This is a genomic window from Streptomyces sp. NPDC041200 (assembly GCF_055591805.1).
In genome coordinates, this window is sequence record NZ_JBVIZF010000002.1 from 514,407 (window position 1) to 529,414 (window position 15,008).

The 15,008-nt window shown below is 70.8% G+C and carries 14 protein-coding genes; 3 read left to right on the forward strand and 11 right to left on the reverse strand.

From position 1 onward, the window contains the following. Positions 1 to 41: 41 nt before the first annotated feature. Positions 42 to 209, reverse strand: a complete 168-nt coding sequence (locus ACZ6CL_RS07525; protein ID WP_009716824.1) for a hypothetical protein — start codon at positions 207 to 209, stop codon at positions 42 to 44. A gap of 135 nt (positions 210 to 344) precedes the next feature. On the opposite strand from ACZ6CL_RS07525, the gene ACZ6CL_RS07530 reads away from it, so the two are divergent. Genes ACZ6CL_RS07530 through ACZ6CL_RS07540 form a run of 3 tightly spaced genes read left to right on the forward strand, consistent with a single transcriptional unit; the run spans position 345 to position 2,075 of the window. Then, entirely contained in the window at positions 345 to 701 is a 357-nt protein-coding gene (locus tag ACZ6CL_RS07530) for a PRC-barrel domain-containing protein (protein ID WP_468932369.1), read from the forward strand. A 34-nt stretch (positions 702 to 735) separates the two neighbouring features. Further along, positions 736 to 906: a hypothetical protein gene (locus ACZ6CL_RS07535; RefSeq protein ID WP_468932372.1), complete on the forward strand. Its 171-nt coding sequence runs from the start codon at positions 736 to 738 to the stop codon at positions 904 to 906. Beyond that, on the forward strand, positions 903 to 2,075 hold the full coding sequence (locus tag ACZ6CL_RS07540; protein ID WP_468932375.1) for a glycosyl hydrolase family 8: 1,173 nt from the start codon (positions 903 to 905) through the stop codon (positions 2,073 to 2,075). Before ACZ6CL_RS07535 ends, ACZ6CL_RS07540 begins: the two co-directional genes overlap by 4 nt. 854 nt (positions 2,076 to 2,929) lie before the next feature. Here the strand turns inward: ACZ6CL_RS07540 and ACZ6CL_RS07545 are convergent. From ACZ6CL_RS07545 to ACZ6CL_RS07590, 10 genes are all read right to left on the reverse strand, one after another. Continuing rightward, a complete protein-coding gene (locus tag ACZ6CL_RS07545; RefSeq protein ID WP_468932378.1) occupies positions 2,930 to 3,733 on the reverse strand; it encodes a polyprenyl synthetase family protein in 804 nt (267 codons plus the stop codon). A gap of 84 nt (positions 3,734 to 3,817) precedes the next feature. Next, entirely contained in the window at positions 3,818 to 5,458 is a 1,641-nt protein-coding gene (locus ACZ6CL_RS07550) for a GAF domain-containing sensor histidine kinase (RefSeq protein ID WP_468932381.1), read from the reverse strand. Continuing rightward, positions 5,455 to 6,144, reverse strand: coding sequence for a response regulator (locus ACZ6CL_RS07555; protein ID WP_468932384.1), 690 nt, complete (start codon positions 6,142 to 6,144; stop codon positions 5,455 to 5,457). Before ACZ6CL_RS07555 ends, ACZ6CL_RS07550 begins: the two co-directional genes overlap by 4 nt. Positions 6,145 to 6,344: 200 nt before the next feature. Next, positions 6,345 to 7,022, reverse strand: a complete 678-nt coding sequence (locus ACZ6CL_RS07560) for a response regulator (protein ID WP_468932387.1) — start codon at positions 7,020 to 7,022, stop codon at positions 6,345 to 6,347. Next, positions 7,019 to 8,965, reverse strand: a complete 1,947-nt coding sequence (locus ACZ6CL_RS07565) for a PAS domain S-box protein (RefSeq protein WP_468932390.1) — start codon at positions 8,963 to 8,965, stop codon at positions 7,019 to 7,021. Before ACZ6CL_RS07565 ends, ACZ6CL_RS07560 begins: the two co-directional genes overlap by 4 nt. A 2-nt stretch (positions 8,966 to 8,967) precedes the next feature. Then, a complete protein-coding gene (locus tag ACZ6CL_RS07570; protein WP_123103622.1) occupies positions 8,968 to 9,399 on the reverse strand; it encodes a hypothetical protein in 432 nt (143 codons plus the stop codon). A gap of 133 nt (positions 9,400 to 9,532) precedes the next feature. Next, positions 9,533 to 10,981, reverse strand: a complete 1,449-nt coding sequence (locus ACZ6CL_RS07575; protein ID WP_468932393.1) for a hypothetical protein — start codon at positions 10,979 to 10,981, stop codon at positions 9,533 to 9,535. A gap of 24 nt (positions 10,982 to 11,005) precedes the next feature. Beyond that, positions 11,006 to 12,763, reverse strand: coding sequence for a glycosyltransferase family 39 protein (locus ACZ6CL_RS07580; protein ID WP_468932396.1), 1,758 nt, complete (start codon positions 12,761 to 12,763; stop codon positions 11,006 to 11,008). Then, complete coding sequence (locus ACZ6CL_RS07585; RefSeq protein WP_468932399.1) at positions 12,753 to 14,048, reverse strand: glycosyltransferase; 1,296 nt, start codon at positions 14,046 to 14,048, stop codon at positions 12,753 to 12,755. Before ACZ6CL_RS07585 ends, ACZ6CL_RS07580 begins: the two co-directional genes overlap by 11 nt. Continuing rightward, the gene (locus ACZ6CL_RS07590; protein WP_468932401.1) at positions 14,045 to 14,422 is read right to left on the reverse strand and encodes a GtrA family protein; all 378 of its coding nucleotides are present in this window, start codon (positions 14,420 to 14,422) and stop codon (positions 14,045 to 14,047) included. Before ACZ6CL_RS07590 ends, ACZ6CL_RS07585 begins: the two co-directional genes overlap by 4 nt. Positions 14,423 to 15,008: the final 586 nt, after the last annotated feature.

Genomic DNA, 15,008 nt, shown 5'->3' on the forward strand with positions numbered 1-15,008 from the left:
GAATCCGGTCGGGCCCTACTTTCCGTGTGGTGCGCTATTGGCTACCAGCGATACCAGCGTCCACGGCGGCCGCCCGTCGTGGGACGGACGATGAAGCCGAGTAGCCAGACCGCGAGAACGATCACGGCGATCCACCACAGTGCCTTCAGGGCGAACCCGGCACCGAAGAGAAGGAGCGCGAGAAGCAGTACCACGAGAAGGGGGACCATGATTATCAACCTCCGCCGCCCGAGTACCCCTCCCCTATGGGTACACGCCTGATCATTTCGGTCAGTTGTCGAACGCCGTCGCGAGGCGCAGCCTGGAGGGGTAGAGGCTGGCGGCCAGGGCGGAGGGTGATGGTCATGATCCAGTCGGCTGATATCCGTGAGTGGCGCGATCGCGATGTCGTGGACGACGAGGGCCGCAAGATCGGTGCGCTGGAGTCGGTGTATGTGTCCACGGCCACCGATGAGCCGCAGATGGCGACGGTCCGTACCGGGATGCCCACTCGGCACCGGCTGGTGTTCGTCCCCGTGGACGACGCGATCGTGGGGCCGGGCTACGTCAAGGTCGCGTACGCGCGGGCGTTGGTGAAGAAGGCTCCGTCGCTCGGTGTGGACGATGTGCTGCCCGCCGAGGAGGAGGGCGCGATCTTCCAGTACTACGGCAAGGCGTACCAGGCGGGCGCGGGCGGCCAGCGGCGGCTCGCTCGCCGCTGACGATCGCCTCGACGCGCCGGGGAGGTGTCGCGCGGTGGCTCTCTTCCTCTTCTTCGTGATCGTGGCGATAGTGCTCGGGCTCATCGGCACGGTGGTGCACGGGCTGGGGTATCTGCTGGTCATCGGGGTGGCGGTGTTCGTGGCCGACCTGATCTTCCTGGCCGTGCACGGGGCGCGGCGGGCGCGGCGCAGGCCGCTGCGATGAGCGCGGGGCGGGCTGCCGTTCCGTTCGGCGGCCATGCGTTCCCGTACGCCCCCGGCACGCTGCGGCCGTCGGGCGACGCGGCGGGGGCCGATGGGCTGGTCCTGGAGCACTACCGGCTGTGGAAGCGGTATTTTGTACGGCCGCGTGACGATGGCATGTACGCGGTGTACGCCCCCGATGCCGCGTATCCGTACGTCGCCGAGGCGCAGGGGTACGGGATGGTGATCAGCGCGCTGATGGCGGGCGCGGACCCCGAGGCCCGGGACGTTTTCGACGGGATCCTCCGGTACGTCCTCGCCCATCCGTCCGCCGGTCATCCCGGTCTGCACGCCGCCCAGCAGGACGGGGCGGGCCGGGACGTCGGAGGGGCCAATTCCGCGACCGACGGTGACCTGGACATCGCGTACGGGCTGCTGCTCGCGGACCGGCAGTGGGGTGACGGCGACGGCGACGGTGACGGCGAAGGCGACGGCTATCGGGCGCTGGCGATACGGCGCATCGACGCCATCCGGGAGGCGGGGCTGCCCGCGGCGGGCGGGCCGATCAAGCTGGGCGACTGGTCCTCGGGCCACTTCGACGAGGTCTCCCGCACCTCGGACTGGATGCCCGGCCACTTCAGGGCGTTCCACGCGGCCATGGGGGATCCCCGGTGGCGCGAGGTGCTGGACACGCATCTGTCGCTGGCCGGGGACCTGCAGCGGCGGTACGCGCCGGATACGGGGCTGCTGCCGGACTTCGTGGTGGACACGGCGAGCGATCCGAAGCCCGCGCCGGGGCGGGTACTGGAGAGCGAGCACGACGGTGACCTGCACTGGAACGCCTGCCGCGATCCCTGGCGGCTCGGTACGGACGCGGCGGTGAGCGGCGACGCGCGGGCCCGGGCGGCGGCCACGCGGATGGGGTGCTGGATGCGCGCGGCGACGCACGGCGACCCGAGCCGCATCCGGTGCGGATACCGGCTGGACGGCGCGGCGTACGGAGAGGGCGCGACGGGCGCGTTCGTCGCGCCGTTCGCGGTGGCGGCGATGGTGGGTGGCGGCGGTCAGGAGTGGCTGGACGCGCTGTGGGCGTGGATGGCGGGGTCACTGCCGGACCCGGGCCGCTACTACTCGGCGAGCGTGCAGCTGCAGGTGATGCTGACGGCCAGCCACAACTGGTGGCCCCCGTAGGCATGCCGGGTCGCGGGGTGCCCCGGCCGCCCGGGGGTGGAATCGGGCGGCGGTGGGTGGGGGTTCCCGTGGCGTGAGGACGCACAGGGGACGACGGAGCGGGGGCGCGGTGGCCTGCCGGTGCGGTGGGGCTGGCGCGGGCGTGGGGGAGTGCCGGTGCCGGTGCGGTGGCACGGGCCTGGGCCCGGGCGGCGGAGCGGGTGCGGACGGGGGTCCGCCGTGTGACCGTGCGGGCGAGGGCCGGTGCTGTGGCGTGGACGCGTGCCGTTGTGCGGCGGGGGAGTGCCGGGCTTGGGGTGCGGGGGTGCGGCGGGTCATGACGCGGGCGATGGTACGTCGGCGGGAGGCGCTGGACCCCGGGGCGTTGGCCCGGTTGCGGCGCCTCGGGGAGGCGCTGTCGCGCGGTGATCAGTCGCCCTGAGCCTCGGCCTGCGCGGAGTACCGGCCGTCCTGGCCGTGGGCTGTCCCGGAGGTCGGCCGTCAGCGCTCGGCGGTCCCGGGATGTCGGCTGTCCGGGTGTCGAGGGCCCCGGGCATCGGCCGTTGGCCGTCGGTCGGCGTGCGCGCCGGCTGCCCCGTGGCGGGGCGGGAGCGCCCACTGCCCCGGGTGTGGCCGGTCCCGTGCGTCGCGATGGTGAGCGTCGGCTGTCCGGCGCGGTGGTCGGGAGCGTCAACCGCCCTGGGCGTGGGCGGTCTTGCCCCGCGTCGCCGTCGCGGTTGGTCCGCTGGCCTGCCCGGGCGTCGCGGGCCTTCGGGCGCGACCCTCGCGAGGTCAGGGGCGGAGCCCCCGGTTCGGGAAGGGGCGGGGCGGGGTGGCTGGGCGGGGTGGCTGGGTGGGGCGAGGACAAACCCCCGTCAGTGGTCGTCCCGGATCACCGCTTCGCACAGTTCCGTCAGGGCCGTACGGGCTGGGCCGTTGGGGAGGGGAGCGAGGGCCTTGCGGGCTGCGGCGCATTGGCGGTGTACCTCGTGGCGGGCCTCCGCCACGGCCGGGGCCGTCGGGTCGCCGGAGAGGAGGACCGGGAGGGTGGGGGCGCCGTGGACCGGGGAGCGCAGTTCGGCGGCCAGGTGGCGGGCCACGCCCAGGCGCTCGCCGTACACCGCGAGCGCGTCCGCGATCTCCTCGGGGGCGCCGGCGGTCAGCGCGCCGAGGCGGCCGGAGACGGCGGTGAGGGCGCCGCTGCGGGCGGCCAGGGTGCGCAGGTGGTGGGCGACGGGGTCGTGGCCGTCGCCGGGGCCGGTCGTCTCCAGGATCTGGCCGGTGACCAGGCAGGTGAACGCGTCGGCCTGGAGCCGTACGGCCCTCGGCCCCAGCCCGGCCAGGAGACGCGAGGCACGGGCGAAGAGGAAGTCGCCGATGAGTACGGCGACCGAGGCGTTCGCCTCGTGCCGTACGTCGTCGTGGTAGTGCGTCGCCAGATGGGTCAGCTCGACGAGGACCGCCGCGGGCACCACACCCGGTGCGTCCGGGTCGCCGAACCGGGCGGCCAGCAGCACCAGCAGCGGCCGTAACCGGCGGCCGCCCGGGCGCGCCAGATGCCGTGCGGCCTCGGTGATGAACGGCATGTCGCTGCGCGTCGCCTCCACGAGGGCGTCCTCGACCGCCGCCAGCGCGGCCCGCAGGTCCGGTTCCCGCGTGGGGTTCTCGACGACGGTCACTCGGGGGTCCTCTCGTAGGAGGTCAGTAATGTCTCATATGTCGCTCGCGTGCGGATCGGCTCACGGATCGGCTCACGGATCGGCTCACGGTTCGGCCGGGACCGTGGCCCGGATCCGGCTGCCCTGTCCGGGGCAGCTGTCCACGAGCAGGGTGCCGCCCACCTCCCGGGCCCGTTCGCGCATCGAGAGCAGGCCCAGATGGCCGGGGAACGTGCCCTGGGAGTCGAAGCCCACGCCGTCGTCGGCCACGGTCAGGGTGACCGTACCGGGGCCGCTGAGCAGGTGGAGGGTGACGTTCCGGGCCCGGGAGTGCTTGGCGATGTTGTGCAGCGACTCCTGCGCGATCCGGTACAGGGCGTGCTTGGCCTCCGGCGTGGTCTCCGGCTCGGACCCGAGCGTCGCCTCGGCCGTGATGCCGTACCGGTCCCGCAGCGTCTCCACGTGCTGGGTGAGCGCGGCGACCAGGCCCTCGGCCTCCAGCGACTCGGGCCGCAGCTGGCACAGCAGGGTCCGGGTCTCGGCGATCGCGACGTCCGCGAGCCGCCTGATGTACTCGATCGGCTCGGCGAGCTGGGCCAGCTCGGCCACCCCGGTCGGCTCGGCCAGATCGCGTTCCAGCAGCTCACGGGCGGTACGGGCGCCCAGGGCGATGCCGTACAGGGCCTGCGAGACCGAGTCGTGCAGCTCCCGGGAGACCCGCTGCCGTTCCTCCCGTACGGCCGTCTCCCGGGCGGCCGCGCGCTGCCGGTCGTGCTCCACCGCGCACGCCGCGTGGCCCGCGATCACCTCCAGGACGGTCATGTCGGTCTCGCCGGGGCGGCGGCCCGCCGGGAAGTGGCAGCACATCGCGCCGATCACGGTGGTCTCGCGCAGCAGCGGCCAGGCGGCCACGGCGCCCCGCGCCGGGGCGCCCCCGGTCCCGGCCGCGCCCTCGTGGATCACGGGCGTGGCGCCCGCGATCGCCTCCAGCGCGGGTTTACGGGACGGCGGGGTGTGCCCGTGGCCGCCGCCCGCCATCCGCAGGATGGCGCCCGGACCGGGCTCCAGGAGGTAGACGGTGCAGCTCGCGGCGGTGGTACGGGCCACCGCGCCCGCGGCCAGGGAGTCCAGGGTGCGCCGTACGGAACCCGGCCCTGCGGCCCCGGCCGTGGTGGCGGCCACCCGGCGCAGCTGTTCGCGGCCGCGGAGCCGGGCCACGGCGAGCCCGGCGGGCGCCGCGAACATCCGGACGGTCCGCACGTCGGCCCGGGTGAGCCGCCGTCCGCCGCGCCGCGTCGCCACCTCGATCACGCCCGCGGCCTGGCCGCGCACCAGCAGCGGCGCGTCCAGTACGGAGGCCAGGGCCGCGTCGTGGGGGACGCGGTGCACGAGGGACCGGCGCTCGCCGCCGGAGACGGTGGGCCGCCCGGCGCGGATCGCCTTGCGGGCGGGCGCGGACCCGCCCGGGGTCAGCAGCTCGCGGGGGATGGCGTCCGGGGTGCCGTCGAGGGCGCGTACGGCGAGGACGTCGCCCGGCTCCAGCACCATCACCCGCGCCAGGTCGGCGCCCAGCAGCTCCCTCAGTCGGTGGGCGATCAGCCGCAGCACCTCGTCGCCGGGGTCGCCCGCCAGGGCCCGCTCGATGACCTCGGCGAGCGCCGCGCGGCGCCGCCGCCACCGGAACGGGCCGATACGGGGTCCGCGTCCCTCACCGGATCCGTGCCCGTGTATCTCAAAAGCGATCACGCCGACCACCACTGCTCCCTCGTCGTGGACTCCAGTGCCTCGGCCGGGGTCAGCTCACCGGCCGGTACCAGGCCCGACTGCACCGCGTACACGGCCGCCTGGGTCCGGCTGTGGACGCCGAGTTTGGTCAGGATGTGGCTCACGTACGTCTTCACGGTCTGCTGGCCGATCCGCAGGTCGCGGGCGATCTCCTTGTTGGCCTTGCCGCGGGCCAGCATGGTCAGCACCTCGGTCTCCCGCTCGGTGAGCTGTTCGGGTCCGCTCGGCTCGCGGACCTGGCCCATCAGCCGGGAGATGGCGGCGGGGGAGACATGGATCTGTCCGGCGGCCGCGGACTTCACCGCGTTCCTCAGGTCGTCGGCCTCGGCGTTCTTCAGCAGGAAGCCGATCGCCCCGGCCCGTACCGCGCCCATCACCATCGCGTCGTCGAGGGAGCTGGTCAGCGCCACCACCTCGACCTCGGGGATGTCCTGGCGGATCTCCGCCGTGGCCGACACCCCGTCCATCACGGGCATCAGCAGGTCCATGAGGACGACGTCGGGGCACAGCTCCCGGGCCAGCCGTACGGCCTCGCGGCCGTTGGTCGTCTCGCCGACCACCTTGATCTCGTTGTCGAGTCCCAGGATCATGCGCAGGCCCTGCCGGACCACCGCGTGATCGTCTGCGATCAGAACGCGAAGCGCCACGTTGACTCACCTGCCCACGAGAAGGAGAACGACGGGAACAACGGAACGGAGCGTCCAGCTGCGCGCAGGGGGTGCGCACGGGAGGGAAACCCGGTGAGCGGTGTCCGGAATTCCATCAGTCGGGGGATTTCTTCCCCCATTCGTCCGCCCCCGGTTGGCGGAGGGGCCGCGCGGGGGAAGGGCGCACGGAGGAAGAAGCCTCACTCCGGTTCTACCGGCCGGAAGCCCCACTCGGTGGCCTTGGCCACCGCCTCCAGCTGAGACCGCACTTCGAGCTTTTCCAGGATCTTGCGCACATGGGTGCGGACGGTCGCGTAGCTGATGCTCACCCGCTCCGCGACCGCCCGGTTGTCCAGGCCCTGGCTCATCAGGGTGAGGATCTCCTGCTCGCGCCGGGTCAGGCTCTCCAGCCGCCCGGTCTGCTCGGCGGTCGAGCGCGCGGACTCGCGGTGCCGGGACAGCACCTCCACCAGGGTGCTGCCCGGGATCAGGGTCTCGCCCTCGGCGGCGGAGCGGATGGCGGAGGCGATCTCGTCGCCGCTCGCCGACTTCAGCAGATAGCCGCAGGCGCCCGCCTCCACCGCGGCCAGCAGCGCCGAGTCGCTGGCGTCGGCGCTGAGGATCACGATCGCGCAGGACGGATCGTGGGCCCGGATGCCCGCGGCCGCGTCGGCCCCGGTGCCGTCGGGCAGCCGGAAGTCGACCAGGGCCACATCGGGGGACAGCTCCTTGGCCATGGGCACGGTCTCGGCGACCGAGTCGGCCCACCCGACCACGGTCAGGTCGCCGTACTCGGCCAGCAGCGCCCACAGCCCCTCGGCGACCACCCGGTGGTCCTCGACGATCAGGACCTTGGTCAGCTCCGCCGGGGCGGTCACGGCTCCGGTTCCCCTTCCGGGGACGGGGAGCCGAGGGCCGGGGAGCCGAGCGACGGTGCGTCGATGGACGGCGCGCCGAGGGCCGGGACCGGTGGTTCGCCCAGCGGCACCCAGAACTCGACGGTGGTGCCCGAGCCCGGCGCGCTCTCGATACGGCACCAGCCGCCCGCGATCTGGGCCCGTTCCTGGATCAGGGACAGCCCGAGGTGGCCCGGGCGGGACTCGACCTCCAGGGGGTTGTAGCCCCTGCCGTCGTCGACGATCCGTACGAGACAGCCCTCGTCGAGCCCGAGCAGCTGCACGTGCACCGTCTTCGCGCGGGCGTGCTTGCGCACGTTCATCAGGGCTTCCTGCGCGGTCCGGTAGATCAGCGCCATGGTCTCGGCGGGCGGTTTGGCCGCGAGCCGGTCCTCCAGCCGGTAGGTGAGCCCGGTCTCGGTACGGATCTGCTCCAGCAGTCCGCGCAGCGCGGCGGCCAGGCAGCCGTGCTCCAGGCTGGACGGCCGGAGGTCGAAGATCAGCTGGCGCAGGCGGCTCAGCGAGAGCTTCAGGGTCTCGTCCAGCTTGTCCATCACCCGCTGCTCCTCCGGGTCCCGCAGCCGCCGCCGCAGCTGCTGGAGCCGGAGGCTGGCCGCGGTGATCACCTGGATGGTGTCGTCGTGGATGTCCGCGGCGATCCGCCCGCGCTCGGCCTCCTGGGCGTGGACGAGATGGCTGAGCAGGGCCTGCCGGTCCCGGTCGGTGACCTCCAGCAGCTCCAGGCTGCGTTCCAGGACGAACTGGGCGCGCTGCACCTCGGTGATGTCCCGGACGGTCAGGACGGACAGCAGTCCCTCCTCGGTGCGCAGCGGGCTGACGCTGACGTCGGCCGGGAACTGCTTGGCGTCGCTGCGGCGGCCGACCAGCTCCATGCTGTGGCCGAGCGGCTCCTCGGCCTCGTCCCATTCGCGCAGCGAGATGGTCAGCGGCTGGTCGGGCAGCAGTGCCTCGACGGCGCGGCCGATGAGATGGTCGCGGTCGTAGCCGAAGAGGCCTTCGGTGCGGTTGTTGGCGGCCTGGATGCGCCCGGCGGCGTCGACGATCATCATCGCGTCCGGGGAGGACTCGATGAGCTGGCGGAACCGGCTCTCGGCGGCCCGCAGCTGGCTCAGGTCGGCGACGAAGACGACGCCGCGGGCCCGCTTGCCCTGCAGATGGCCGCCGCTGAACTGGGCGGGGAACTCGGTGCCGTCCCGGCGGCGGCCCGCCATCGCGGAGGGCGCGCTGAACACCCGGCCGACGAGCTGTTCGGACGCGGTGCGGTAGCGCTCGGGGACGAGGTCCCGCAGCCGCTTGTCGCGCAGCTCGGCCGAGCTGTAGCCGAACATGTGCCGTACGTGTGCGTTCGCGAACTCGATCCGGCCGCGGGAGCCGAGGACCAGCACGCCGCAGGGGGCGTGGCCGAGGAGGTCCACGTACGACTCCTCCAGCCGCCCGCCCACCAGGTCCTCGAAGTGCCAGGAGGCGCGGTCGGCGCGGCGCAGCGGCTCGGCGCAGTCGGTGAGCAGATCGGCGGACATGGAGAACTGATCGCGGGCGGCCCGGTTGATCGCCTCGAGTATCTCCTCGGCGGGGGTGCCCTTGACCAGGTAGCCGGTGGCGCCGACGGCGAGCATGTTGAGCACGGTCTCGCGGTCGCCGTGGGCGGACAGCGCGACCACGCGGGCCTCGGGGGCCTGGTCACGGATGGCGCGGACGCTGCCCGGGGCGTCGCCCTTGGGCATGTGCACGTCCATGATCACGACGCGGGGGTGGTGGAGGACCGCCTCGTGCACGGCCTGCTCGTGGTCGATGGCGAGCCCCACGAGTTCCAGGTCGGGGTGGGAGTCGATGAGGTCCGCGAGGGCTTCCCGGACTGCCGGGTCGTCATCGGCCACCACAACGTCGATCCGGTCGTCACCCATCGCTACCCACCTCCCTTGAGGACGGCACCCTGGAGTTCGCGCGTGCTGAGTTCATCGCGCCGGCAGTGCGACAGCGACGGCATGACCGCGGCGAGCGGCGCGACCAGCACGTTGTAGTGGCTTCCGATGCGATCGCACACGGCGACCGCCGCCGCGGCGTCCCACACCGCGGCCCAGAAGGCCCAGTCGTGACGCCGGTGGTTCCGGGCCGCGTCCAGGGCGGCCCGGCGCGCGACGGCGGCGGCCACGAGGATGCGGTACCGCTCCTCGTCGGTCGTGGTGCGGTGGACCTCCGCCCATCCCTCGGCCCGGGTCTGGCTGGAGGTCTGCTTCCACAGATCGGCCACCCGGTCGATTTCTTCGGGGGAGAGGTCCTCGATATGGGTCAGGAACTGGAGGACTCTTCGCGAGTTCGGGCCGAAAATAATACTCATAGGACACTCCAGGACGCATGGTACATCTCCGGACTATCGCGAACGTGGGCCCCGGCCTCTGCGACGGCCGGACGGACCGGCCCACGTTCCCGCTCGGGCGTCTTCGCCCACGTCACCGGCGTCACCGGTGTCCCTAATCGTTCTGTCCGTGGCCCGAGGACATGTTGATGCTCGCCTTGGCGATGCCGCCGCTCTTCTGGCCGATGAGCTGGAAGGCGACGCCGCTCTCGTCGGCCGCGGTGATCCGGTACGAGCCCACCGCCGAGGCCTTGCCGCGCTCGTCCACCTGGAAGGTCCCGATCTTCCGCTGCCCGGTGGAGCCGGACCCGGCGTACGCGACCACCGTCTCGCCCGGGGCGAAGCCCGCGACGTAGAAGCTCAGCGTGGTGCCCGCCCGGCCGCCGAAGGCGCTGGGCTCGGCGGACGGGGAGTACGGCAGCACCGTGAACCCGGAGCGCACCACGGCCCGGCTCTGGTCGCCGACCGCCATCAGCGTCTGGCGGCCCTTGAGCCCGAACGGCACGTTGAACGCGACGTCGCGGATCTGCCCCATGTCGTTCGCCTGGGCGGTGAAGGCGGGCAGCCCGCTGTTGCGGTTGATGTAGACCAGCACCCGCTCGCCGGGCGCGAACTTGTTGGCGGACAGCGTGATCCGCTGACCGGCCTTGAGCGCGTACGGCTTGGACTTCATCGACGGGTACATGGCCAGCATCTGGAAGGGCGCGGTGGCCGTGGTCTTGCTGCGCTTGCCCACCAGGACCAGCGTGCTGTTGCCGGTCGGGGCCACCCCGACCTTGATGTCCGCGCGGCCCACGCTGCCGCCGCTGTCGGTGTGCAGCGTCGTGACGGGGGTGCCGGTGGTCCGTCCCCAGAACACGTCGATCGACTCGCCGGGCCGGAAGCCATGGGCGCTGACCATGACGACATCGCCGGGCCGGCCGACCATCTTGTTGATCCGCGCGGTGCCGACCGCACCGCCGGTGATCACCTTGGCCTCGGCCGTGTTGGTGCTGCCGCGCTGCTGGGCGACCAGGGTGGCGGGCCGCCCGCTGTTCGACTCGGGCACGGTGAACCGGGCGTAGATCGAGCCGTAGCGGTCGGTGCGGACGCTGCCGATCGTCCGGCCCTTGGTGTCCGACGCCCGCGCCTTGAGCAGCAGGTCCACGGTGGACTTCTTGCCGAAGCCGCCGCCCTCGACCGTCGCCTTGCCGCCGGGGGTCACCAGGCCCGGGTTGAGCACGATGATCGGGCCGGACGCCTGCGGGATGCGCTGGTTGCCCAGCTTGATGGTCTTGGGCTGCTTGGGCGGCCGTACCTCCTGCCGCTCCTGCGGATGCCCCTTCTTCGGTGCGCCGCCGCCTCCGTTGCCGGTGGTGTCGAGGGCGCCACCGAAGCCACCGCGCGCGATCACCTGCACGAGCGATCCGACGATCGCGAAGACCACGAGAGCAAGCAGGACGGTCTTCCAGGTGAGCTTCTTCTTGTTCTTGTTGCCCGGGTCGCCCCCGGCCGGGGATTTCTCCTCGTACTCGGGAACATCCCTGTCCTCCGGAACATCATCCCAGTCGTCGTATTCAGGCATGGCCTTCACCTCCTCTTCCCGCGGCTATTGCACCCGGTAGATTTCGAGCTTGATGTTGCCCTGGATTCTCGACCAGACTCGGTCGGAATTCTGCAGAGCCTTGAGAATCCAGTTCTCGCGGCCATCGGAGTTGTTGGTGGCCATCGACTTTCGCATCTTGTTCGACATGATGATGTAGTCGATGTTCTGCCATCTCTTTTTGAAGAGCTTGTCGCGCACATCGGGGTCGGACGCGGCGTTCCAGTGTGAATGCGCGTACGGATAGAATGGGCGCACATCGTGCAGATCTCCCCATAGATCGTCGTCCATGATGATGCGCGAATTGGGTGGTACGTGTTTGCGGATCCAGGCGATCTGATCATGCTGCATTTTGGTGAGATTTATCCGCGACTGATACTGGTCCGCGATTTGCACGACGCCCTCGGTGTTGGTGTGCACCAGATATCCGGAGGACGGTGACATCAGCAGGACGACCGCGACCAGCGAGGGCACACCGACCCGGACGAGGGAATGGGCTCCGCGCATGAAGCGGTTTTTGAACGAGGCCTTCAGCAGCCGGTCCACGGCCATCCCGATGCTCATCGCGAACATGGGGATCAGCGGGGTGACGTAGAAGTCCAGCACCACGCTGCCGCGCAGCAGATAGAAGGTGTAGCCGAAGGCCAGGGTTCCGGTGATCAGGTAGCCCAGGTTCCGCTGCCGGTCCCGCAGCCCCCACCACAGGCACAGCAGCATCGCCGCGAATCCGGCGATCAGCATGAACGAGTCGCGCATCAGCCAGCTCGTGTACAGCAGCCCGTCGTGGCTGAGCAGGTTGCCCTGGCTGCGGTTGAGCTGCCACCACAGGGTGTAGAGCAGCGAGACGTGGTCGGCGGGCGGATTGTTCAGGTCGAAGTCGAAACTGCTCGGCAGCAGCTCGTTCTTGAGCAGCGCGTACGTCACGTAGGCGCCGATCGGGGCCGCCGCGGCGAACGGCCAGAGCGTCCGCAGGAACCGGTGGCTCGCCGACCCCTTGATCCGCCGGTAGAGCAGATAGACGAAGCTCGGCACGAAGAAGATCGCGTTTTCCTTGGTGATCAGCGCGAGCCCCAGGGCCACCCCGCCGCCGAACACCGATCTGATGGTGGTCTCCCGGCGCAGCAGGGCGAACAGGCTCAGCAGCAGCCAGAACATCATCAGGTTGTCCAGCAGCACCTGGCGCTGGTAGTAGACCGCGATCGGCGAGACGTTGAAGAAGAACGCGGCGATGGTGGCGGCCAGCACGCTCCCCGACAGCCGCCGGGTGATCTCGAACAGCAGATAGACGCTCGCGACATGCACCAGCAGCATCAGGAAGCGCCCGGTGTTGATCGCGTTGCCGAACGTCTCGAACTGCTGCGGCAGCGGGAAGACCCACCCGGCCAGCGTGATCCAGCCCGCCGGGGCGTGGTCGTAGTCGTAGGTGTAGGGCGACAGGCTCGTCTCGCGCACCAGTGACCAGGCCCGCTGCATGTAGATGCCCTCGTCGGTGAGGTAGAGGGGGTAGCGGAACAGGTGGTAGCCGTGGGTGAGCGCGCCGGTCAGGAGGGAGACCGCCAGGGCGATCTTCCCGGCGTTCCCCAGCGGCGGGAACCAGCCGCGCTCCACCGAGAACCGGCGACGGCGCCTGGCGGGCGGCCGCTGCGGGGCGCCCTTGCCCTGGCCGGTGGTCTGGTCGGCGTTCGGATCGGCCTTCTGGTCGGCGTTCTGGCCGACGGTGACCGGGTTCGAGGGTGCCCGGTTGGGCACGGGGTCATGCGACACGCGACTCCGCCTCCTCGGTCTGGCCCCGGTGGGCGCCCACGTGCTGTGTCTTCTCCCAGTCGTGGCGGCCGGCCAGCTGCCGCCGCATGGCCCGCAGCGCCGCGTACGCCAGGACCATCTGGAACGGGAACCAGGCGATCGCCATCCGGAGGACGGCCTTCGGCGAGGCCTCCAGCCCATGGGCGTCGGTGAACTCGTACAGGCCGACCATCTGCACCAGGAAGTGCGCGAAAAGCAGCAGTACGGGCAGATACGAGCAGAGCGCGATCAGCACCGGCACCTTGAGGATCAGGATCATGCCGAGCGAGATCGGCAGATAGAGGCCGAGCAGCGCCTGACCGCGCGGGAAGACCAGCACGTAGAAGGCCAGCCAGCGCTGTTTGCGCGTCGGCATCTTCTTCCAGGTGCCCTTCTTCAGAGTCTGCATGAAGCCCTGGCTCCAGCGGGTGCGCTGCCGGATGAAGTGGCCGAGGGTGGGCGGGGTCTCCTCCTTGGTCACGTACCGGTCGTCGTAGACCACGCGTACCCGCTCGCCCATGGCCGAGATCCGCAGGCCCATGTCGGCGTCCTCGGTGAGGTTGCGGTCGTCCCAGCCGCCGAGCCGCAGCAGCAGCTCGCGGGAGAAGAAGACGGTGTTGCCGCCGAGCGGGATGGAGCCGTGGTGGGCGTGGTAGTGCAGCCGGCTCTTGAACCAGAAGAAGTACTCCAGGACGTTCAGCGTGGAATACCAGTTGGACTGGTAGTTCATGAGCTGCACGCCCGCCTGCACCACCCGGACCCGCTCCCGCACCATCACGGTGTTGATGAGCCGGAATATCTTCGGGTGGATGTCGTCCTCGGCGTCGAAGATGGTCACGACCTGGTTGGCGGTCTGCGGCAGGGCGGTGTTGAGCCCGTGCGGCTTGTTGACCGGCCCGTCGTCGAAGACCACGACCCGCACGTTGTGCAGCCCTTCCCGGGCCAGCTGGTCGATCTTCTCCTCGGCCTTCTTGATGGTGCCGTCGTCGTCCTGCGAGCAGATCACGAAGACCTCCAGCAATTCGGCCGGATAGTCGGCGCGCACCACTCGGTCGATGGTGGACTGGATGACGTCTTCCTCATGCCGGGCGGGCAGCAGCACGCTGAACGAGAGCCGCGGCGCGATGAAGGTGTCCGGCGCCCTCGCCTTCCGTTCGGCGTCCGCCCGGTCCCAGGTGTAGAGCATGAGATAGAGGACGTGGGTCGACTGCACGGTGAGCAGGATCGACACCAGGACCAGCACCAGGTAGATGATCGGGATAATCATCGGCTCCGCCTCCCCCATACCCATCCCGTGCTGGAGGCGAAGTTGACCGCGAACGCGGCGGAGATGCCGAGGCAATTCGCCAGCAGGAGATGCATTCCGGCGCGGACCAGCGACCAGACGATAACGACGTTGACCGCGAGCCCGCCCAGTACGGTGACGTTGAACTTGACGAAACGTCTGGCCGACGGGGTGTGCACGGCGAAGGTCCACCGGTCGTTGAGCAGATAGTTGTGGACCACGGCGAGTTCCACCGCGATGGCGGACGCCACCAGAAGCGGCAGTCCGCCCCAGTGGTAGAGCGCGAAAAGCGCCGCCGAGTTCACCACCGCACCGCCCCCGCCGACCACGGCGAAGCGCAGCGCCAGACCGGGCATACCCGCCATCCGTTTCCGCGGCGAGCGGGTCCGGACCGGGGTCCCGTTCCGCCGGTGGGTGGTGACGTCCGCTTGATCGCCCGGCTCTCCCGCGCGCTCACTGAACGTTCGGAAACGCTGCATCGCGACTCCCTTGACAGGAGGCTCTTATCGCCGTCGAGTCCCAGAGTGCGTCACCCGCAAAGGAGGTAGTACCCGCGCTCGGGGGAGCGGTGAGTGCACCTTCGGCGGATGCCTTTCCTCCCCCATTTCGGGGAGCGCCGGGTTTCGGGCGCCACACCGCTTCCCCCGAAGAGGGGAACGGTGGCTCCCTCGCCCGTGGGTGCCAGTACTTCCGGGGGCTGCCCAAGATGAAAGGGGCCCGACGGCCTTGCGTCCCGTGCGACGAGAGTAGGTGACGTAATGTCAGGTCACGTGATGTCACGCCATCCATTCGCCGGCCGGGCCGGAGCGGTCATCGCAGCGATGACCCTCGCACTGGCCACGCCGGCTGCGGCAAGTGATTCCGGCAGCGGTGGGTTGCACGATTCCGAATGGGCGCTCACCGCGCTCGACGCGAAACGTGCGTGGAAAATCAGCAAGGGTG

Coding starts and splice junctions, on each gene's coding strand:
- ACZ6CL_RS07585 (WP_468932399.1), bottom strand. CDS start 14,048: ATGATTATCCCGATCATCTACCTGGTGCTGGTCCTGGTGTCGATCCTG.
- ACZ6CL_RS07590 (WP_468932401.1), bottom strand. CDS start 14,422: ATGCCCGGTCTGGCGCTGCGCTTCGCCGTGGTCGGCGGGGGCGGTGCG.
- ACZ6CL_RS07570 (WP_123103622.1), bottom strand. CDS start 9,399: ATGAGTATTATTTTCGGCCCGAACTCGCGAAGAGTCCTCCAGTTCCTG.
- ACZ6CL_RS07530 (WP_468932369.1), top strand. CDS start 345: ATGATCCAGTCGGCTGATATCCGTGAGTGGCGCGATCGCGATGTCGTG.
- ACZ6CL_RS07565 (WP_468932390.1), bottom strand. CDS start 8,965: ATGGGTGACGACCGGATCGACGTTGTGGTGGCCGATGACGACCCGGCA.
- ACZ6CL_RS07540 (WP_468932375.1), top strand. CDS start 903: ATGAGCGCGGGGCGGGCTGCCGTTCCGTTCGGCGGCCATGCGTTCCCG.
- ACZ6CL_RS07575 (WP_468932393.1), bottom strand. CDS start 10,981: ATGCCTGAATACGACGACTGGGATGATGTTCCGGAGGACAGGGATGTT.
- ACZ6CL_RS07525 (WP_009716824.1), bottom strand. CDS start 209: ATGGTCCCCCTTCTCGTGGTACTGCTTCTCGCGCTCCTTCTCTTCGGT.